This window comes from Cytobacillus dafuensis (assembly GCF_007995155.1).
Taxonomy (GTDB): domain Bacteria; phylum Bacillota; class Bacilli; order Bacillales; family Cytobacillaceae; genus Cytobacillus; species Cytobacillus dafuensis.
The window spans coordinates 4,778,056-4,799,581 of the sequence record NZ_CP042593.1 but is presented as its reverse complement, the minus strand read 5'-3'; the positions used below and the strand labels follow the sequence as shown (position 1 = coordinate 4,799,581).

At 38.0% G+C, this 21,526-nt stretch carries 17 protein-coding genes and 1 riboswitch; of the genes, 13 read left to right on the top strand and 4 right to left on the bottom strand.

Going from position 1 to position 21,526, the window contains the following annotated elements:
• Positions 1-191: 191 nt before the first annotated feature.
• Complete coding sequence (queF, locus tag FSZ17_RS22715) at positions 192-692, bottom strand: preQ(1) synthase (RefSeq protein ID WP_057772563.1); 501 nt, start codon at positions 690-692, stop codon at positions 192-194.
• Between the two features lie 127 nt (positions 693-819).
• Positions 820-866: riboswitch (PreQ1 riboswitch) on the bottom strand.
• A gap of 254 nt (positions 867-1,120) precedes the next feature.
• Here queF and FSZ17_RS22710 point away from each other — a divergent pair.
• Entirely contained in the window at positions 1,121-1,651 is a 531-nt protein-coding gene (locus FSZ17_RS22710) for a phosphatase PAP2 family protein (RefSeq protein ID WP_057772565.1), read from the top strand.
• Positions 1,652-1,938: 287 nt separating this feature from the next.
• Here FSZ17_RS22710 and FSZ17_RS22705 read toward each other — a convergent pair whose 3' ends face one another.
• On the bottom strand, positions 1,939-3,228 hold the full coding sequence (locus FSZ17_RS22705; RefSeq protein ID WP_082625265.1) for an NCS2 family permease: 1,290 nt from the start codon (positions 3,226-3,228) through the stop codon (positions 1,939-1,941).
• Positions 3,229-3,474: 246 nt separating this feature from the next.
• Positions 3,475-4,656, bottom strand: coding sequence for a NupC/NupG family nucleoside CNT transporter (locus tag FSZ17_RS22700; RefSeq protein ID WP_057772567.1), 1,182 nt, complete (start codon positions 4,654-4,656; stop codon positions 3,475-3,477).
• A gap of 377 nt (positions 4,657-5,033) precedes the next feature.
• On the opposite strand from FSZ17_RS22700, the gene FSZ17_RS22695 reads away from it, so the two are divergent.
• The 3 genes from FSZ17_RS22695 (at position 5,034) to FSZ17_RS22685 (ending at position 7,511) form a co-directional block, all read left to right on the top strand.
• Positions 5,034-5,366 (top strand): PadR family transcriptional regulator, encoded by a 333-nt coding sequence (locus tag FSZ17_RS22695; protein ID WP_057772569.1) that lies wholly within the window; start codon positions 5,034-5,036, stop codon positions 5,364-5,366.
• Between the two features lies 1 nt (position 5,367).
• Positions 5,368-6,396: an HAAS signaling domain-containing protein gene (locus tag FSZ17_RS22690; RefSeq protein WP_057772571.1), complete on the top strand. Its 1,029-nt coding sequence runs from the start codon at positions 5,368-5,370 to the stop codon at positions 6,394-6,396.
• Positions 6,397-6,524: 128 nt separating this feature from the next.
• A complete protein-coding gene (locus FSZ17_RS22685) occupies positions 6,525-7,511 on the top strand; it encodes a carbohydrate kinase family protein (RefSeq protein WP_057772573.1) in 987 nt (328 codons plus the stop codon).
• Between the two features lie 79 nt (positions 7,512-7,590).
• Here the strand turns inward: FSZ17_RS22685 and FSZ17_RS22680 are convergent, their stop codons facing one another.
• A complete protein-coding gene (locus FSZ17_RS22680) occupies positions 7,591-8,274 on the bottom strand; it encodes a lysoplasmalogenase (RefSeq protein ID WP_082625266.1) in 684 nt (227 codons plus the stop codon).
• Positions 8,275-8,748: 474 nt separating this feature from the next.
• Between FSZ17_RS22680 and FSZ17_RS22675 the strand changes: the two genes are divergently transcribed.
• The 9 genes from FSZ17_RS22675 (at position 8,749) to murQ (ending at position 21,268) form a co-directional block, all read left to right on the top strand.
• The gene (locus tag FSZ17_RS22675) at positions 8,749-11,973 is read left to right on the top strand and encodes a DEAD/DEAH box helicase (protein WP_057772577.1); all 3,225 of its coding nucleotides are present in this window, start codon (positions 8,749-8,751) and stop codon (positions 11,971-11,973) included.
• Positions 11,974-12,640: 667 nt separating this feature from the next.
• Complete coding sequence (locus FSZ17_RS22670; protein ID WP_057772578.1) at positions 12,641-13,576, top strand: nuclease-related domain-containing protein; 936 nt, start codon at positions 12,641-12,643, stop codon at positions 13,574-13,576.
• A 654-nt stretch (positions 13,577-14,230) separates the two neighbouring features.
• Entirely contained in the window at positions 14,231-15,085 is an 855-nt protein-coding gene (locus tag FSZ17_RS22665; protein WP_057772580.1) for a MurR/RpiR family transcriptional regulator, read from the top strand.
• Entirely contained in the window at positions 15,078-16,103 is a 1,026-nt protein-coding gene (locus FSZ17_RS22660; protein WP_057772582.1) for a serine hydrolase domain-containing protein, read from the top strand. The genes FSZ17_RS22665 and FSZ17_RS22660 overlap by 8 nt, the downstream gene beginning before the upstream one ends.
• Positions 16,104-16,247: 144 nt before the next feature.
• Positions 16,248-17,537, top strand: coding sequence for an ABC transporter substrate-binding protein (locus FSZ17_RS22655; protein ID WP_057772585.1), 1,290 nt, complete (start codon positions 16,248-16,250; stop codon positions 17,535-17,537).
• A gap of 20 nt (positions 17,538-17,557) precedes the next feature.
• Positions 17,558-18,508, top strand: a complete 951-nt coding sequence (locus tag FSZ17_RS22650; protein WP_057772587.1) for a carbohydrate ABC transporter permease — start codon at positions 17,558-17,560, stop codon at positions 18,506-18,508.
• A 12-nt stretch (positions 18,509-18,520) separates the two neighbouring features.
• Positions 18,521-19,345: a carbohydrate ABC transporter permease gene (locus FSZ17_RS22645; RefSeq protein WP_057772589.1), complete on the top strand. Its 825-nt coding sequence runs from the start codon at positions 18,521-18,523 to the stop codon at positions 19,343-19,345.
• Entirely contained in the window at positions 19,332-20,333 is a 1,002-nt protein-coding gene (locus tag FSZ17_RS22640) for an N-acetylglucosamine kinase (protein WP_057772590.1), read from the top strand. The genes FSZ17_RS22645 and FSZ17_RS22640 overlap by 14 nt, the downstream gene beginning before the upstream one ends.
• A 20-nt stretch (positions 20,334-20,353) precedes the next feature.
• Positions 20,354-21,268, top strand: a complete 915-nt coding sequence (gene murQ, locus FSZ17_RS22635; RefSeq protein WP_057772593.1) for an N-acetylmuramic acid 6-phosphate etherase — start codon at positions 20,354-20,356, stop codon at positions 21,266-21,268.
• Positions 21,269-21,526 lie beyond the last annotated feature (258 nt).

The following is a 21,526-nucleotide window of genomic DNA, read 5'->3' as shown; positions in this document are numbered from 1 at the left end:
TCCTTGTATAGGAAATTATAATTTTCGTTATCTGTTGATAACTTGAGATATAGTTTATCTACGTTTAGCTCCAGCGCCTACCTCCTCGAGGTCACAAGCCAATCCTCCCAGAAAGGTAAGGAACACCTTTCCGAGAGGCTCGTCTTGTGCTTGTCGGAGGTGAGCAAGGCGCTTGCGCATTTGTTCTTCCCTTAACGATTATCTATTTTTTCAGGATAGATATCATGGTTCATTAAACGAAAATGGGCCATTTCCTCGTACTTTGTACCAGGTATTCCATAATTGCACCAAGGATCAATAGAAATTCCACCACGTGGTGTGAATTTACCCCAAACCTCAATATATCTTGGTTCAAGTAATTTGATTAAATCGTTCATGATAATATTGACGCAATCCTCATGGAAGTCACCGTGATTCCTGAAACTAAATAGATATAATTTAAGGGATTTGCTCTCTACTATTTTTTTATTAGGGATGTACGAAATGTACATCGTTGCAAAGTCAGGCTGATGTGTTAATGGGCATAAACTGGTGAACTCTGGACAATTAAATTTTACGAAGTAGTCACGATTGGTATGAAGATTATCGACTGCCTCTAATACCTCTGGAGCATAATTAAATGTATATTTTGTTTGTTGATTACCTAATAATGTTAAGTCCTTTAAACCTTCTTCATTGCTTCTGCCAGACATGAAAAAAACCCCCTTGTAAAATTGTCCCGAGACTTTTTCAAGAGAGTTTTCTTAAGCCATTCTATTTCAACTTATAGGATCAAAAACATAAAAAGCCATGTCCAGTATGGACATGGCGTATTGTCATGTATCCATAGTTTTTTATAGAGGGTATTAGCTATGAACCTCTCCCGCTAAAAGTACGGGTATTCTCATCACAATATAATATAGAATAATTCATAAATCGTCAAATGGGATTTTAACCCTTTAGCTGCAATACTATAAGTCTTTACCTTATCTTGAAATAAATTTTTAATACTGTCTTTACACTAGCTCAAGAAAAATTTAAAGTTCTTCAAATAAAATGGAAGTAGATGTAGCAATCAATTTAAATACCCTTCAACAAACTCTTGTTGTTATGAAAATAAATAGAAAAAGGGGCAAAGACAATGATGAGAAAACTACATTTGTTATATGATTATGAATGCCGCTTATTTAATAAAGTTAATCGTTATTTTCATAACAGACTGTTGAATCTTTTTTTTCGCCGTATCACTCATATTGGAGGAGCGACCGTTTTGATTACAACGCTCCTATTACTGATGTTTATTCTGAATGGACAGAGCAGGATGACGGCTGTTTCCAGCGCAGTAGCCTTAACCATAAGTCATATACCAGTACACATTGTCAAAAAAATGTACCCTCGTAAAAGGCCGTATATGATTTTGGCAAGTGCCCATTTTCCCTCAAATCCGTTGCAAGACCATTCATTTCCTTCAGGGCATACAACGGCTATTTTTTCGGTAGTGATTCCTTTTGTCTTGTATATACCTATTTTAGCTTCTGTGCTGCTTCCTTTAGCGTTTATTGTCGGCTTATCAAGAATTTACCTTGGGTTGCATTACCCTTCAGACGTAATAGCTGGCGGGATATTAGGAGCAAGCTTGGGGAGTCTCTGTTTTTATTTTTTTAATGTATAAATAGGATCAACCTTCGATCCTCGAAAAAAAGGAGAATGACAGATAATGTCATTCTCCTTTTTGTGCCTTACCATTTATCGCAGATTAACGGTCAGTAAGACCCCCACTTCAAGGTTGCGAGAGAATCAAAGAAACCTAAGTGGGGGATCAACTGCCCGTAAAGGCCCGACGACGGACACGATGTCCTAGTCAGGCGAAAGCCACAGGACGTGGCGTTTTGAGCGTGATTGGTTCAACTAACCATCAGTGGGGGATGAAAGAAAACCCCCACTGATGGAAGTTTCACTTTATCCGACTGCATGCAGAAGGAAATTGGTTAAGAACAGGATAGAAATAATAAAGATTGATAGAGAAAGCTGTTTTTGTTTATTTGTAAAAATTTTCAACAGCGGGTAAGCGATGAATCCGAATGCAATTCCATCCACAATGCTATAGGTTAACGGAATCATAATAATAACAAGAAAAGCCGGAAATGCTTCTGTAAAATCAGTGAAATCAATATTTACTACATTTGTCAGCATCAATCCTCCGATAATAATGAGGATCGGAGCAATTGCAGAATCCGGTACTAGTTTAATAAAGGGCATGAAGAATAGAGATGATAGAAATAATAACCCTGTGACAATAGAGGTTAACCCTGTTCTTCCGCCTGCTGTAATACCTGCCGCTGTTTCTACCGTTGAAACAGGAGGACTTGTACCTAAAAATCCGCAAACGACTGTAGAAATAGAAACGGCTTTTAGTGCTTTCTCATTTTTTTCAGGCTGCTGCAGCATTCCATTCACTTGGGAATGAAGGATGCCGATATTCTCAAAAACAAGCACTAAAACGAGTGAAAAGGCAGCTGTCCAAAACGGAATGGTCGCTAATTTTCCGAAGTCTGCACTAAGAAAGACATTTTTATAATCCTCAAAGGAAATAAAGCTAGTATCCATTGCCGAAAAATGAACAATTCCAAAGAAATAGGATACGATCGTACCTAAAATGATACTGATTAAAAAATTTCCTGGTACTTTCTTCAAAAACAAAAATAGCGTTAGGATTAAATTAATAATCGAAGCTAGGACAATCGGCGTAGACAAGTCACCAAGCGCCACAAAGCTTGTCGAGTTTCCAACAATAATTCCACTCTTTTGCAAGCCAATAAACGCAATAAATAAGCCAATTCCAACTGTAATCGATTCCTTTAACGAATGCGGAATGGCTTTTGATATAATCGTGGATAATTTTGTAAAGGCCACAATGACAAAGAGAATGCCTGATACGACAACTGCTCCTAAAGCTTCCATATAATTTAACCCTAATGAACCTACAATCGTATAGGTAAATAAGGCGTTGATTCCCATTCCGGGAACAATGATCAATGGTGCATTTGCAATAAATGCTGCCAATAAACAACCAATTAGTGAAGAAAGTACAGTGGCAATGATACCAGCTTCAAGCGGTATTCCTGCATCCTTTAGAATATTTCCATTTACGGCAATAATATAGACAATGGAAAAGAATGACGTAAATCCTGCTAAAACTTCCTTTTTTATCGTTGTTTCGTGCTGCTTAAGCTTGAAAACTCCTTTCATATTGTAATCACACTTTCATGTTGCCCTCTCCCACCCGCATGAAGTAAATAATATTTCAATTCAACTTATGCCGGGAATATTATAACACAGAAAATGGGGAAGACAAGAATGCTACAAAAAAGAGCCACTAACCTATTTTTGGGAATAGATTTAATGGCTCTCCTTGAATTAAATTTCCAAATAACTAAAATCTTTATTACGGTCGATGATAAAGAAAAATTTTCTCACTTATTGATGAATTGAGAATCAAAGCATGATACCAGTAATCGCCGCAGCCAGTAAGCTTACGAGTGTTGCTCCATAAAGCAATTTAAGACCAAACCTAGCTACTTGATTTCCTTTCTTTTCATTCAAGGCTTTTACTGCTCCTGTAATGATACCGATGGATGAAAAGTTCGCGAAGGAAACAAGGAACACTGAAATAATCCCAACGGTTCTGCTTGATAAAGAGTCAGCAATTTTTCCTAAATCCATCATAGCGACAAATTCGTTTGATAATAATTTTGTTGCCATGATTGTTCCGGACTCCACCACTTCATTAGCCGGAACTCCTATAATAAAGGCAAGTGGTGCAAAAAGATAGCCAAGGGCTACTTGGAAGCTGATTCCGAAAATCGCTTCAAACACTGCATTAATCATGGTTATGAGGGCAACAAACCCGATTAACATGGCACCAACGATAATTGCCACTTTAAAACCATCTAAAATATATTCCCCCAGCATTTCAAAAAATGATTGCTTTTCTTCTGCTTGAACTTCAAAAATATCCTCTTCTTCGGATACTTTATATGGGTTGATAATATTTGCAATTATGAATCCGCCGAATAAATTTAACACAAGTGCCGTAATGACATATTTCGGTTCAATCATCGTCATATAGGCACCTAATATTGAAGCTGAAACCGTTGACATGGCAGATGTGCACAATGTATAAAGGCGATGTTCAGGGATTGAAGGGAGCTGTTTCTTAACAGAAATAAATACCTCTGATTGTCCAAAGATAGCTGATGCAACACCATTAAAAGACTCAAGTTTTCCAAGACCATTCACCTTACTTAATACGAGACCAAGATAATGAATGATAAAGGGAAGGACTCTCAAATATTGTGCAATCCCAATTAAAGCAGAAATAAATACAATGGGCATTAATACGGTTAAGAAAAAAGGCATTGTTCCTTCATTGGCGATGCCACCGAATACAAAATTGATTCCTTCTCCTGCGTATGCCAATAGATGCGTAAACAAGTTAGATATCCCTTGAATGACGAAAAGACCTGCTTCTGTATTAAGAAGAAGAAAGGCTAGTCCGAGCTGCAAGACAAGCATGATCAAAATGGGCTTAAACTTGATGCCCTTTCTATTATTACTCGCGATATAAGCCAGTAAAAAAATAATGATTAATGCTGCTAAAAATAAAATTAATTTCAAAACAGTATCTTCCTTATCTAAGTTGGATTCTATAACAGTCTTTATAAATATTTTTTTATATTACCATTAAATTATTCACATGCTTAATTTTTTTAATAATGCCACTGTTGAGATAGTGGTTTCACATCAGATTACTAGCTAGTATCTTGTTACCAGTTTAATGGATAGTAATGCTTCTAGGATTAGGTTTCCCTCTAGAAAAGAAACTCATGTAAGTTAATTATTCTAAGATTGAAAGGCATTTGAAAGTTTTTTGTATAATGATAATTTCCTAATATTATAAAAATTTTATTGTTGTTGGAACAATAATAGTGTACGATACATAGTATAGATTATACTGTATGACACATAGCAAAAATGGATGATGAGGTGACGAGATGGATGCTTTGCTGAATTCGTTAACGACGGAATTAAGAAGAGGGACTTTGACTTTGGCTGTTTTAAGTCAGTTACAGACACCTCAATATGGATATTCTCTTGTCCAGTTATTGGAGAAGAGTGGGATTTCGATTGACCAGAGTACCCTATATCCATTGCTTCGCCGTTTGGAAAAACAAGAGTTAGTGACGAGCAGCTGGGATACTTCTGAGAGCAGACCACGCAGGTATTATGTATTAAGCGAATATGGAATTAAGATTTTCCACCAATTGAAGAAGGAATGGGAAAAGACATCTGAGGAGCTATACAATTTATTAAAAGGAGAGGAATGAAATGAATCTGATTGAGCTTTATATTCAGGAAGTAACACGGAGACTTCCCGAAAAAAATCGTGAAGATATTGCGCTTGAGCTGCGTTCGACTATTGAGGATATGCTTCCTAAGGATTATTCGGATCAAGACGTAAAGGCAGTGCTATCGAAGCTTGGCAATCCAGCAGTTCTTGCTAGTGGCTATTCAGATCGACCAATGCATTTAATTGGACCCTGTTATTATGAAATATATATCAGTCTGTTAAAAATGATTTTGCCAATAGCGATTGCCATTTCCACGATCCCCTTAGTGGTCGATAGCATTTTGTCATATAACGGTGATCAAGTGCTTTTAGAAGTCTTGCTTTCCTTTTTAGGGGAAGGAATATTGAATGTTTTCAGTACGGGTATACAGGTGTTTTTCTGGCTAACACTGGTCTTCGCTATATTGGAACGTACCGATCATGGGAAAATAACAGTACCTATAACAGCTCGTTTTAAGGAATGGACTCCAGAAGATTTAAAGCATATTCCTTATATTCCTAAGGAAAAGGCCATTTCAAAGATGGATGTATTTGGAGGATTATTATGGACAGCGATATGGGCAACTGTTTATTTTAATGCAGCCAAATTACTAGGGATTTATGAAAAAGGGGAGCGTGGTCTTGAATTTATCGCTCCAACCTTTAACCATGAGGTCTTGCTTTCCTATTGGCCAATCGTTGTCATCGTAATCGGCATAGAAGTAGCCTTAACCATTTATAAATGGATCACTGCACAATGGACAATAAGGGTCGCATGGCTCAATGCGATTGTTCATATCGTTTCGTCCATTGCTATCATTGTCATGTTCAGCGATACAAATTTGCTGAATCCAACATTTATTGAATATTTGAATGAATTATTTAGTTTCTCATTCGACCTGAAAAGCAAGATTATGTTGGGTGTCATGATCATATTCGTTTTCTTTGCTGCATTAGATACGTATCAGGGCTTTCGAAAAGCTAGAATTCCTTCGGATAAAAACAATACCGTGAATCGGCATATGTAAAGGAATATTCTTCAAATTGGTATTAAAAAGGATATAGATTGGTTTTCGGAATGTGAATGCTGAAGATCTCTATTTTGATATATTGGCAATATATGAAGATACTTGTTCCAAGATTTGAGGTGAACGCATTGAAAAGGGCTTTTTGCATAGGAGAAGCATTAATCGATTTCATCCCTGTTCAAAAGGGAAAATCATTGAAAGAAGTGGATGGTTTTGAGCGTGTGGCTGGCGGAGCGCCGATGAATGTCGCCATTGCGATTGCAAAATATGGCGGCAAATCGGTGATGCTGACAAAAATAGCGAATGATCATTTTGGGGATTATTTAATCGATGTGCTTAAAGAAAGCAATGTAGACACTTCGCAAATTATCCGAAGTGATGAGGGTGAAACGGGTTTAGCCTTTGTTTCTGTCGATCAATTTGGAGAAAGAACCTTTCATTTTTATCGAAAAAATGCTGCCGATTTGTTGCTTTCAGCGGATGAGGTGAGTTCAAAGTCGTTTCAGGAAGGGGATTTTCTTCATTTTTGCTCAGTGGATTTAATTGAAAGTCCAATGAAACACACCCATAAAAAAGTAATTGATGATTTTCGGAACATAGGTGGAATCGTAAGCTTCGATCCGAATGTGCGGCTTCCTTTATGGCCCGATGCAGAAAGTTGCAGACTAGCCATACACCAATTCTTGCCACTAGCTGATATTGTGAAAGTGTCTGATGCTGAATTAACCTTCATAACAGAAATCGAGAATGAAAATGAAGCCATCCAATCTCTTTTTGTTGGCCATGTCAAAATCGTTATCTATACAAAGGGGAGTGAGGGGGCCATTATTTTCTTCAAAAACGGCGAAAAATATGAAGATAAAGGATTTACAGTAAGTGTTGCGGATACAACAGGTGCAGGCGATGCCTTTATCGGTGGATTTTTATCAGAATTACTGTCACTTAATATAACAATCCATAATCTATGTCAAAAGATCAAAGAAAATCATCAGCGCTTACTTACCTTTGCCAATGCTAGTGGGGCTTTGACTGCTACAGTTAAAGGAGCCATTCAAGCTGCACCTGGAAAAGACGAAGTATTAAAGCTAATCGCTGCCCAGCAGGGAAAAAAGTAGAAAAGAGGCAGGTATCCTTAGGAACCTGCCTCTAGTTATTTTTCGTATAGACGGGAGTAAAAATGGCCCTCTTTGTTTATCAGCTTTTAACTACTCCATATTTAGTAGAAGATAGTGTGTCTTTGCTCGAAAGTGTTCGAATGCTAGAGGCGATAAAAAACTGAGCCGTGTAATATGTGGACATAATAAGTGCATTTGAGTACGGAATATCGGATACGAACATGTTCCATGATAATATGGAATCAGATATTACAAACAAAATACTGCCTATCATGGCCCATTTATCACCAGTCATAATAGCAGACCAAGCCATTAAAGAAATAATGATCACATAAGCAAGGACAGGAAAAAATAATTCGCTATTACCATCTTGAATGATTGAGGCTAACAATCTTTTACTAAAAATAAACGCGTAAACAGCGATTGGTATAATCATTGCAAACCGAATGATAGAAAAGCTCCAGTTCTTGAAAAATCCAGTCAAATAAAAGAGGTGACCAATAAGAAAAGCAGCTAAACCATAGACAAACCACCACTGAATCAAGAAGTCGCCAAACATACAGAATATCAAGCCTAAAAATAGAATCCAATGAGTACTCTTTGCTTGAGTGGGAAATTGTCGGAATGCATAGAAGATAATTAACCACATCGGGATTAACTTAAAAAGGATCTTAATGGAAACCGGCTCAGACGGAATAATAAAAATATAAAGTAAGCCCATAATCAAAATGAGCAATGGCAGTACATATTTTTTCAAAGTCATCATCTCCTTCATAATCATTTTATAAATATAGTTTATTAGATTTTCTTCATGAATATATAATAATCCTCTAATCTTCTTATAACTAATTTTCTGCTTTATCGCAGATTAACGGGCAGTAAGACCCTACTTCAAGTTTGCGAGAGAATCAAAGAAACCTAAGTGGGGATCAACTGCCCGTAAAGTTCCGTAAAATGAACACAGACTAAAAGCGCCACATCGTGTGGCAACGTCTGCGTGACCCACTTCCTGTGGGCCGCAACTAACCATCAGTGGGGATGAAAGAACCCCCCCACTGATGGAAGTTTCACATTATTAAATTAGTTAGGAGTGAAAACCCCATCCCTGATGAGTGAAAAGCCATTTGCGTGTATGATACAATCGTGATAACAATATTTATTGCAGATTAACGGACAGTCATACTAATTCATTTTTTCCTAAGCACAAGGGAGATGTCCCTAGGAAGGAGCTAGTCCATTGAATGCTGAAATAAATCATAAAATCATTAAAGAAATGTGTGGCACAGTCTCCTTCAAAAGAGGGGACTCTTTTTATCGCGCTAATAAAGTTATATTAGAATATTACAGTCCTGCCCGGTGTGAGGCGACAGTTAGAGGAATGGAAGCTTTTTATGTCACAATTGAAAAGGATGAGAACGGCAGTCTCCTTACTGCTTGCAGCTGTCCTACGCTCGCCTCTGTTAAAACGGATTGTCAGCATATTGCCGCCGCTTTACTGGCGATTTATGAGCATCAACAACAAGATACAGCTCCTATAGTTCAAAGAGAATTTTCGTCTGACTCTACAACAAATCAAGCGTTGACAGAAGGGCTTCTGTCTCTTTTCAATCATCAGCCTATCCGTTCAAGCAGTCATCAGCATCATTTTGAAAACAGGAAAGTGCTTGATGTGGAATTTACGTGTAAACCCGTCTCGATTGGAAAAGGGCAATTCATGTTCGGGATTGAAATGAAGATTGGTTCGACCCATGTGCAGCCTATCCGTGATTTCCTTGAGCAAATAAAAGGAGGAAATCCGAGCTTAATCTCCCAATCACTAACTTACGATTCAAGCCTTCACTGCTTTCAAATGGAAACCGATGCTGTTATTCAGCAGCTCATCCAAGTCGTTCATGATGAGGAAGTGTTTGTTGACTCACTCCAGGATCAATTCGACTGCAGTAATCGTATGCTGCTCATTCCACCTTCTTCCTGGGAAAGGCTCTTGCCGTTGCTAGTAAAAGCCCCATTGGTAAAGCTAGAATATGACGGAGAAACATATGAAGGGATTCTCTTATCGGAAGAATTGCCTCCTTTACATTTTTCTTTTACAAAGACGGAGAGAGGCAATTATCAACTAAAAATTAATGGACTTCATCGATTACTCGTATTGAATTCCTATCAGTCTGTTTTATCTAGGGGGAAATTAATCCGGCTAGAAAAGGAGGACTGCGTGCGTCTATCGGAACTAAAGCAAATGCTAGAGCTTTCCGGAACGAATCAAATTCCGATCCTCAAGGAGCAACTCGAATTTTTTATGGAAAAAGTGGTACCAGGTTTGAGGAGACTTGGCGAAGTCCAAATCTCTCCATCTATAACGAATCAGCTTATGCAGATTCCGCTGATAGTCAAGCTATATTTGGACCGTGTAAAAAATCGCCTGCTTGCTGGATTGGAGTTTCACTATGAAAATATTGTCATAAATCCACTAGAGGACCGGAATATCCAGAAAGAAGCAGCGTTAATAAGGGATGAAGCAAAGGAGAATACAATCCTGCAGCTTATGGAGGATAGCTCATTTGCTAAAACAGAGGGCGGCTATTTTTTGCATAATGAAGAACTGGAGTATGAGTTTTTGTACCATGTTGTTCCAAAGCTGCAGAAGCTTGTACAAATCTATGCAACGACAGCAGTAAGAAATCGAATTTTTCGAGAGAATACCCGTCCTCAGATTCGCGTGAAGGTCAAGAAGGAACGGACGAATTGGCTGGAATTCAAATTTGAAATGGATGGCATTCCTGAGAAGCAGATACGTGAAGTTTTAATGGCTCTTGAGGAAAAACGGAAATATTATCGGCTGCGGGACGGTTCACTGCTCTCGCTGGAGGCAAGAGAATTTGAAGAAATTCAACGTTTCCTTCATGCCATTCCGACTCAGAATGAGGATTTAGAAAGCGGCTTGAATATGCCGATTGTTCAGGGACTTCGCCTTCTTGATTCTGCCGACGAAAGCAGTGTATTTACATTAGAAGAATCATTTCATCAGTTCTTGGAAAATATCCTCAATCCAGACAGCTTAAAAATCGAAGTGCCAAAGAGTGTAGAACCGATATTGCGCGACTATCAAAAACATGGCTATAAATGGATGAAGACACTCGCAAGCTTTCAATTCGGAGGCATTCTCGCAGACGATATGGGACTTGGAAAAACGCTGCAGAGCATTACATTTATTCTATCAGAGCTATCTAATATTCGAAAAAAGAAGCAGCCTGTCCTGATTGCTTGTCCATCCTCCTTGATCTATAACTGGCTTAGTGAATTCATGAAGTTTGCCCCAGATGTACAAGCTGTTGTGATCGATGGCCATAAAACAGAGAGAGTGAATCTACAAAAGAATGTTTCGGATATAGACGTCGTCATTACATCCTATCCGTTGTTACGAAGGGATATCAAGTGGTATGAAAAACAAATTTTTCACACCGTGTTTTTTGATGAAGCACAGGCCTTTAAAAATCCTATTACACAAACCGCAAGAGCGGTAAAGAGGATTCAGGCTGATCATCGCTTTGCTCTTACTGGCACACCAGTAGAAAATTCGTTGGAGGAACTGTGGTCCATTTTTCACGTTGTGTTTCCTGAGTTATTCATGGGGTTAAAGGAATACAGCCATCTTACAAGGGGGACCATTTCAAAAAGGATTCGTCCGTTTTTACTTCGGAGATTAAAAGAAGATGTCCTAGCGGAGCTTCCTGAAAAAATTGAGATGGTCGATTCGGTGGAGCTGCTTCCTGAGCAGAAAAAGCTGTATGCTGCCTATTTGGCAAAGCTGCGGCACGAAACATTGAAGCATCTCGACAAGGAAACCATACGGAAAAATCGCATAAGAATCCTTGCAGGGTTGACCCGGCTACGTCAGATTTGCTGTCATCCCGCTCTATTTGTAGATGGCTATAAAGGCAGCTCAGCGAAATTTGAACAGCTGATGAAAATAATCGAGGAATCCATGCATTCTGGCAGAAGGGTACTGATTTTTTCACAGTTTACAAAAATGCTTCAAATCATCGGGAGAGAATTAGCGCATCAAAGGCTTCCTTTCTTCTACTTAGACGGCCAAACACCTTCAGAAGAAAGAGTAAAAATCACCAATCGATTTAATGCAGGCGAACGCAATCTATTTCTCATCTCCTTGAAAGCAGGCGGAACAGGACTCAATCTAACGGGCGCCGACACCGTGATTCTGTATGACCTTTGGTGGAATCCTGCAGTGGAGGAGCAAGCGGCCGACCGTGCCCACCGTATTGGGCAAACAAAGATTGTCCAGGTCATCAAGCTTGTCGCACGAGGGACGATTGAAGAAAAAATGAACGAGCTGCAAGAGAAAAAGCGAGATTTAATTGAAGAGATCATTGATTCAAATACTAACGGACCTGCTCTAACGGAAGAGGATATTCGGAAAATCTTTGAAATGCCTTTAAGTGAATGAACTTGTTTAGAGTCAATCTTAGAAATGGATTGGCTCTTTTTGCGCATTGTAACTAGACTACTTTAACTGGAATTGGTTTATTACCAATAATTCCTGCTAAAGGTTTCGGCTTGACAATTTTGTAAATAGAATTAAAATTAAGGCAAATGTCCCCCACTTTTTTACAATTTTCAAACCCCACTCTTAAAAAATCAACCATTGTAATGCAATCTTCATAAGTAACCTCTTCATTTAATAAAATCGTTCTTATCCTTGGATTGGTTAACTCCCTCTGTTTGAAATCACTTCAATTCGCTCAGGATTCACGCTTTTTCATTCATAAAAAAATTAATATTCGACATTTTTTTCTATTATGTAAAGGAGATGATGCTATGGCATCTATTTTGTATGCAGTAAAAAGTCCTCAGTTGAAATCACTGCTGCTGAAATAGAAAAATACAAAACTGAATTTACAGCGGACGAAATTGATCAAGAGAAAAGCTTTTTAGCTACCTTTAAAGGTGGGAGATTTACGATACAATTCGGCAATCCCTCAGACAATTTTCATTTGTCCTTTGAGGAGTACACGGAGAAGATGATCAAAAAATATGGAGGGATAGACTTTTTAGTTCCTATTGAAGAATAGTTGATAGTCAGTGAGAGAAATAAGTTAGAGGGGAAGTGTAATATGATCATAAAAACGCGCTCTGAATCAGCAGAATTAATGCTTTTGAGATCATTAAGTATACGAATGAGTTTATCAGAAAAGGAAAGAAGTAATTTTTTGAACTTAGAAAAGGGATTTAAAGGGGAGCAGCAGTTTGATAAATGGTTTGAGACGAATTTTTCAAATGAAGGATTGATTCTAAATGATTTATTGCTAGAAAGCAATAATACCATTTTCCAAATTGATTCATTGCTAATCACTTCAGATGTGGTTTACCTTTTAGAAATAAAAAACTATGAAGGTGATTTTTATAGGGATGGCGATAGGTGGTGCACATTATCGGGAAATGAGATAAAAAATCCGTTACTTCAGCTTAAGCGAAGTGAGTCCTTATTCCGACGATTACTTCAAGATTTTGGATATAAAATATCGGTCGAAGCTAATCTTATTTTTATTAACCCCGAGTTCTTCTTGTATCAGGCTCCCCTAAATCCTTCAATTATTTTCCCATCACAGTTAAACCGCTTTATGGACAAATTAAACAAGAAATCAACTAACTTAAAAGATAGACACCAAAAACTCGCAAAACATTTAGTCTCTATTAAATTAAAAGACTCACCTTATACACGGCTGCCAGATTATTGCTATGACCAGCTTGAAAAGGGGATTAGCTGTGGTGGCTGCAACACATTAATGGATGATATCGACGCGAAAGAAGAAATATTGGAATGTAAAAAGTGTGGTAATAAAGAAGATGTCCCAGCTGCAATTTTACGAAGTGTGAGGGAATTTAGTATGCTTTTTCCCGATAAAAAAATCACTACTAATACGATTTACGAATGGTGTAAAGGAATTAGGACGAAGAGAACACTTCAAAGAATTCTTTCGCAGAACCTTAATCTTATAGGATTTGGTAGACCATCTTTTTATATTTTCTTTCAAGCTAAACCTGATTAGTTAATAGTAACTATACAAATGTACAAGTAGTCTTGATTGTTCTTATTGTAGGCATGAAATCGTATAAAATGTGATTTTCTATCCTAAGGAGCTGAAAGAAGTCACTGAACTGCAAAAAGTGCACCCCCGTGTCCACATTGAGGCGGAAAGAAGCCACGAAATAGGAAAAAGCGAAGCTCTGTGTCCACATTGAGGCGGAAAGAAGCCACGAAATAGGAAAAAGCGAAGCTCTGTGTCCACATTGAGGTGGAAAGAAGCCACGAAATAGGAAAAAGCGAAGCTCTGTGTCCACATTGAGGCGGAAAGAAGCCACGAAACAGGAAAAAGCGAAGCCCTGTGTCCACATTGAGGCGGGAAGAAGGCACGAAACGGGAAAAAGCGAAGCCCTGTGTCCACATTAAGGCGGAAAGAAGCCACGAACCCAGAAAAGGCGGCAAGCGGTCATCAAAGAGAAGTATTACTTCTCCCACTCCAAAGAAAAATCAGTTTACCTTCACAAAACTCAAAAACCCCCTGTTTTTTCGACTTAAATGGAATATATCAACCTACTAAAGTGCATTTTTTGTTGAAATAAAGTTTCATAATATTATTGTTTTTTGAAATTTTATTTTATATAATGTGAATTAAGAAATTTCAGAGAATGGTGATGTTTTTATGAGCACTGAAATTAACTTTATCGAGGAAAGCATTCATACCTTTAAACCAACAGAGAAAAAAGCAGCAGAATATATCCTAAAATATCCTGATAAAGTGGTAAATCTATCTGTTCAGAAATTAGCAGAAAAAGCAAAGGTAAGTGAGGCTACTATTATACGATTATCAAAGTCGTTAAAATGTAAGGGCTTTCAAGAGCTGAAGTTAAGAATAGCTTATGAACTGGCAAAATCTGAAAATACAAATAGCTTGTATGATGATATTCCAAGCGATGATTCGATGAAATCCTTTATTCAGTCTGTCTCGCAAAACAATATACAATCAATCCAAAATACACTTCTTGTCCTTTCAGAGGAAGATCTGGAAAAAGCGGTTTTGCTTATTTCGAATGCTCGACAGGTGGCTGTGTATGGAATTGGTGCTTCAGCGATCATAGCGCAGGATTTTAAACAAAAATTAACCCGTATTAACCGTTGGTGTGAGGCTGCTTTTGATGGGGATACACAATTGACGGTTTCTGCAAACCTTTCCGAGCAGGATGTTGCTTTTGGCATCTCCTATAGTGGTCAAACAAAAGATGTAATTGAATCAGTTAAGGTGGCAAAGGAAAATGGTGCAAGTATTATTACCTTGACCAAATCAGGGGATAATCCTCTATCTTCCTTGGCGGATGTAAAGCTAAATACGACATCTTTAGAAAGAAATGTTCGAAGTGGGGCTACGAGCTCGCGAATTGCCCAGTTAAATGTCATAGATATTTTATTTCTAGGCGTGACGAAATCAAATCAAGATCGGAATATCCGTGCATTGGAAAGAACCCGTAAAGCCGTGCGGATATCTAAACAAAATGGTTAGAAATTACTTGCATCAACTTGTTGAAGATAGGCATATTCCTGGCGCAGTTCTGTATATTTCTAAGAATAAAGAAACGAAATTTTTTCAATCGTTTGGGTCATTTTTAGATAAAAATAATCAAAAGCAGTTAATCAATCAAGATACGATTTTTGATGTTGCGTCCTTAACGAAAGTAATGGCAACGCTTCCATCAATATTATTGCTGGCTTCTAAGAAAGAGATAGAATTAGAGAGCTCTATTCATTCTTTTTTACCAGCATTCAAAAATAAAGATATAACCATCAACCATTTATTACAGCATATATCAGGACTTCCTGCTGATCTTCCTTTTCATGATCGAAATACGCAGAGAGATGTCATGAAAGAGATATTGGATACAAACCTAGTCAATACACCAGGAACCACAGCATTATATAGTGATTTAGGCATGATTCTATTAGGAAAAGTGATTGAAAAAGCTTCTGGCCAGCAGCTGAATGTTTTTACAAAAGAGAATATTTTTGAGCCATGGGGTTTATACGATACTACTTTTCTATTACCTGATGAAAAAAAGCAGCTAGCTGCATCGACAGAATGGTATAAAGATTACTACATTCAAGGGGATGTCCATGATGAAAAGGCTTTTCAGCTGAGTGGGGTGAGTGGAAGTGCAGGAGTATTCTCTACTGCTAAAGATGTGGCTATATTTGCATCCAAATGGCTTTATCCAGTAGAGCAGGATTTAATTCCGCAAGACTTTTTAAGAGAAGCCGCTACACATAGACAAAATAATCGGGGTCTCGGCTTTGAGGTGTGGAGTGGAGCTGGAGATTCACTCTCAATCGGGGAGCTTTGGCCAATTGGATCCTTTGGGCACACAGGGTTTACAGGCACAAGTGTATGGATGAGCCCATCGGAAAAGTTAGCCGTCGTATTTCTGACAAATGCAGTGCATTTCGGCAGGGAAACAGCGATAAAAAAGATTAGAAAGCAGCTTCATTCGTTCATTTACTCCGCGTATATCGCAAATCCACTGTAGAGTGATCCTAGCTAATTTGGAAACTACATTTACAGTAGGCGTGATATAAGCTCAACTATCATCCATGGGTGATCGTTGCTGATAGTTGGTCTTCACTTTGTGGAGGTAAATATATATAAAATTTTTTAAAGGAGGTTAATTGTTATGAAAAAAGCGAGAAAAATTTGGTTGTTTGGTTTATTTTCTTTTCTATTAATTTTTGCTTCAGCATGCTCTAAAGATACTGGCAGCTCTGAGAAACCAGAAAAAACAGATGAAGGAACAAAGGAAAAAGTAACTTTATCCATTGGAAGCTGGAGAACAGAGGATACAGCTGGCTATGCTAAGGTAATCGAGGCATTTAATAAGCAATATCCAGACATTAAGGTTGAATTCAAGCCTTCGAAAAACACAGAATATAACACGATTCTAAACACAGCGCTACAAAGTGGTGAAGGTCCAGATATTTTCCATCTGCGTCCATATGCACCTGGTATTGCATTAGCAGATGCAGGCTATATTGAGCCATTAGATGGATTAGAGGGCTTAGATGCATTTCCTGAAACAGCTCTAGCAGCTTCAAAAGGATCAGATGGAAAGCAATATGGCGTCCCTTTAAATATGAGTACGACTCAAATGTTCTATAATAAAAAGATTTTTAGTGGTTTAGGCTTAGAAGTGCCAAAAACATGGGATGAATTCATCGCATTAAATGAAAAAATTAAAAAAGAAGGCATTATCCCAATTGCATTAGGAACGAAAGAAGGCTGGTTATTATCAGCTGCACACGGAATTATCGGACCTGCACATTATGGCGGAAATGACTTCGTAGAGAAAATCACAAATGGTGAGACAGACTTTAAGAGTGCTGAATTCGTTAACTCTATTAAAGCGATGGATGAGCTAAAAGCATACTTCCCTGATAACTATGAAGGACTTGGGATGGAAGATATCCGTACATTATTCTTTACTGGTAAAGCAGCGATGTTCCCAATGGGAAGCTGGGAAATTGAAGTATTGCGGAAAATGAACCCTGATTTAGAGCTTGGCTTTTTCCCAATGCCTTCTGCAGTTGGAAAAGATGCAACGATTACGGCTTGGGCAGATGGATCATTTGCGGTAAACGCAAATTCCAAGCATAAAGAGGAAGCAAAGAAATTCCTCCAATTTTTAACGACAAAGGAATTTGGCGAACTATTTACAAAAGAATTTAAAATGATTAGTGCGAATCCTGAAGTTAAATCAGACGACGAATTAGTCAATAGTTTAAGTGAAGCTGTTACTAAGATTTCTACTCCGTATATGATGGTTGTCTATTTTGCTGGAGGAAACCCTACTTCTAAGGCAACATTAGAACTTGAGCTCCAAGGCATGTACCTTGGCCAGCAAACACCAGAAGGAGTTGCAGGGAAGGTTCAAGAAAATGCAGAAACTTGGTTTAAGCCGTTTCAATAAAAAGTAAGGTGGCGGTGAATATGCAGACAGAGTTAAACACAGAAACGATAAAGCAGATTAAGCAAAGGAAGTGGAAAAGATGGAATATCCATCTTTTCCCTATTCCCGCCCTCGTAATATATGGTTTATTTATTGTTTATCCTTTACTTGCGGCCCTTTCCTACAGTTTTTTTGATTGGAAGGGAATAAAAAGAGGGGCCTTTATCGGGTTTGATAATTATAAAGATCTTTTTACCCTCGAACCATTCAGCAGCATGTTTTGGAAGGCCTTTTCGCATAATGTTTTGTACTTTGTTGTGCAAATGGTGGTTCAGAATGGATTAGCCTTCCTCCTTGCATTCATTATTTATCAAAAAATTCGAGGAGCAGAGTTTTTTAAGATCGCTTATTTCCTGCCAAGACTGTTGTCTGTTATTGTAGTAGGATTTTTATGGAAGCTTATCTTTAATCCCAACTTTGGAGCTTTAAATGTGCTTTTAGGAAAATTTGGGCTAGAGTCTCTTCAAGAAGCATGGCTGGGGAATCCAAAGACTGCACTTATGGCTATTATATTGGTGAATTGTTGGTTTGGGCTTGGCTTTTCTGTATTAATTTTTCTCGCTGGCTTTCAATCGATTCCGAAAGAATTGATCGAAGCCGCAAGATTAGACGGGGCGAATGGCCTTAAGATGTTAACAAAAATCTTGCTGCCTCTAATGGTTCCATCCATCATGATTATCACCGTGCTAACATTTATTCAATCATTTGAAGCCTTTGAATTGGTTTATGCGATGCAAGGATCACAGGGGGAGCCTTATCGTTCAACGGATACACTAGCAGTCTATTTCTATAGACTTGCCTTTGGAGGATCCTCTGGAGATTCCACGGCAATCGGACTTGGGTCTGCTTTAGCGGTTGTATTATTTATCTTTATATCAACATTTACGGCTATTTTATTGAAAATGATGAAGAAAAAAGAGATAGAGATGTAAGGGGGAAATAAGGTGAAACATACGATCTGGACCAGACCTATATACTATATTATTGCCTTTTTATTTGCCTCTATTAGTCTGTATCCTATTATACTAATGATTCTTTCCTCTTTTAAACCGAGTGCTGAAATATTTATGAGTCCACTCGCGTTTCCAAAAAGCTTTAGCTTGGATACGTATCGTAACCTTTTGGATCAAATTCCATTTATGACTTATTTCTATAATAGTGTGTTTGTAAGTGTTGTTTCTGTTTTGCTTATTCTGATCACGACATCATTAGCTGCTTTTTATATTGCTAGGTATACATTTTGGTGGAATAATATTATGTTCTTCTTTTTCTTAATGGGGATGATGATCCCTATCAAGCTAGGAATTGTTCCCCTGTTTTTATTAATGAAGGATCTTGGCTTAACAAATTCCTTATGGTCTTTGATTATGATGTATACAGCTCAAGGGATACCTCTATCCATCTTAATCCTGACAGGCTTCTTCCGAACAATGCCAGCTGAGCTGGAAGAAGCGGCTCGGATTGATGGAGCAAGTGACCTTCGTATTCTATGGAATGTTGTATTGCCATTAATGCGTCCTGCCTTAGGGACAGTCATGATTATTAACTTCATTTCTGCATGGAATGATTTCTTCTTCCCTTTGATTTTTATCTCAGATGAGATGAAAAAGACGATTCCAGTAGGGATGATGAAGCTATTTGGAGAGTATTCAGCCGACTGGGGAGCATTATTTGCCGGCTTGACGTTATCATCACTTCCAATGATTATCCTATTCTTCATCGCTTCAAAGCAATTTATGGAAGGGTTGACAGCTGGTGCCGTTAAATAATGATTTATTTATAGGCTTTGATGGTGGAGGTACGAAAACGATCGCTATCCTTGGAGATTGCTATGGTAATATCATTTCTTCTGCAACAGGTGCCTCCACCAACTTAAAGTCAAGGCCGCAAGAAAAAGTGAAAGCTGTTATCCATGAGTTGTTAGAACAACTTCTTCAACTGGAGAATACGAGGATACACCAAATAAAAGGTGTATTTGTATCGACAGCTGGAGGCGATCGAGAAGAGGATCGAAAGCGCTGGGAGCAATGGACACTTGAATATGGGCTTCAGCCTAATCGGATCATCGTAGAAAATGATGCGGCAGGAGCTTTAACAGCAGGTACAAAAACGAAAGATGGAATTGTATTGATTGCAGGAACAGGCTCGATTGCTTACTTTGTAAAAGATGGTATGGGAAAGCCTGTACGTTCAGGGGGCTGGGGTTATCTATATGGCGATGAAGGCAGTGGCTATGATATCGGAAATCAAGCACTAAGAATGATCGTCCGGTCACATGATGGAAGAGATGATAAAAAAGAGGCATTTACAAGCTATATTTTAGAGCAGGTTGGCTTAGAAAGCCCTGAACAACTCATAACCTTTATATATGAAGATCCTTACCCGAGGAAATTAATCGCTTCTATTGCCGAACATGTCATTTCTTTAGCTAAACATGGAGAGTCAAATGCTAAGGCAATCATTCAGCATGCTATAGATAGCTTAGTAGAATTAGTTGTTTCCATTATTCGTCGTGAACGAGACGGGAACGCATATCCATTAGTCATTTCTGGAGGATTATTTCATTCAGCCTATTTTAAAGAGGTATTTGAACGCTCGATAAGGATAAAAGGTTGTCATATTCCGATTATTTCACCTAAGTATCCTCCTGTAGTAGGTTCATATATCCGTGCTCTTCTTCAAAATGGAGAAATCATAACAGATGAAGTCGGACATAACATAGATAATTCATGGGAAAGAGCCCTAAAGAATGTTTAACAAATATGGAGGCAGAACATATGAATGAAATGAATCCTACATCTTTAACGGAAATGAAAAATAAGGAGTCTGAGAATTTACATCTATTTTCAACTCTCGAAATTATCCAATTAATGAATCAGGAGGATAAAAAGGTACCAGAAGTTGTTGAAAAAGCATTGCCGCAAATAAGTAATGCGATTGATGCTGTAGTAGACGCCCTTAAGCGTGGAGGCAAGCTGTTTTATATTGGGGCGGGGACGAGTGGACGTCTTGGCGTGTTGGATGCTTCTGAATGTCCGCCTACCTTTGGGGTATCTCATGAATTAGTAAACGGTATTATTGCTGGTGGAGAAAAAGCTGTTCGTTATCCAATTGAAAATGCTGAAGATAATCGAGAAGCGGGAATCGCTGAGGTAGATCGTCTATTGACTCAAAAGGATATTGTCATAGGCATAGCTTCTAGTGGAAATACTCCCTTTGTACTAGGAGCCCTTGAAAGAGCGAATGAAAAAAACATTTCTACGGTAGGAATTTCATGCAATATAGGTTCGAATTTAGCAAGAATATCCAAGTACCCAATTGAAATTCCAGTTGGACCTGAAGTCGTTACAGGTTCTACACGCTTAAAAGCGGGAACTGCACAAAAAATGGTATTAAATATGATATCAACTGCAAGTATGATCAAGATGGGCAAGGTCTACAAAAACTTAATGGTAAATGTTCAAGCCACAAATGAAAAACTGAGACAAAGATCCATTTCCATCATTCAAGATGTTACAGGTGTGGATGAGGCAGTGGCCAAGGAAATGAGTAAGAAGGCGAATGGGGACACGAGGATTGCCATTTTAATGATCTTGTTTTCAATAGAATGTGAAACAGCAAAATCCATCCTTAATGATTATAATGACCATTTTCCAAAAGCATTAGAAGAGCTTCAAAACCAAAAGAGTTAAAAAACTTGGCATTTGCCAAGTTTTTTTCATTAGCTAATAAGAAAGTTTAAGTTTATTAACGTACTAAAGTAAAGTGTGAGTTCAATTAAATATCTGCTAATAAGATCGCATAAGAAAAACTAAGGCATTCACCAAAAAGGACTTGGCGAACGCCAAGTTTTTCTAATGGTACACAGAAAGTTGATAAGATTTTCTTATTAATTTTCATAAAAACAATTAAATTTATTTATGTACCAATTAATTCTATACTTTAAGAAG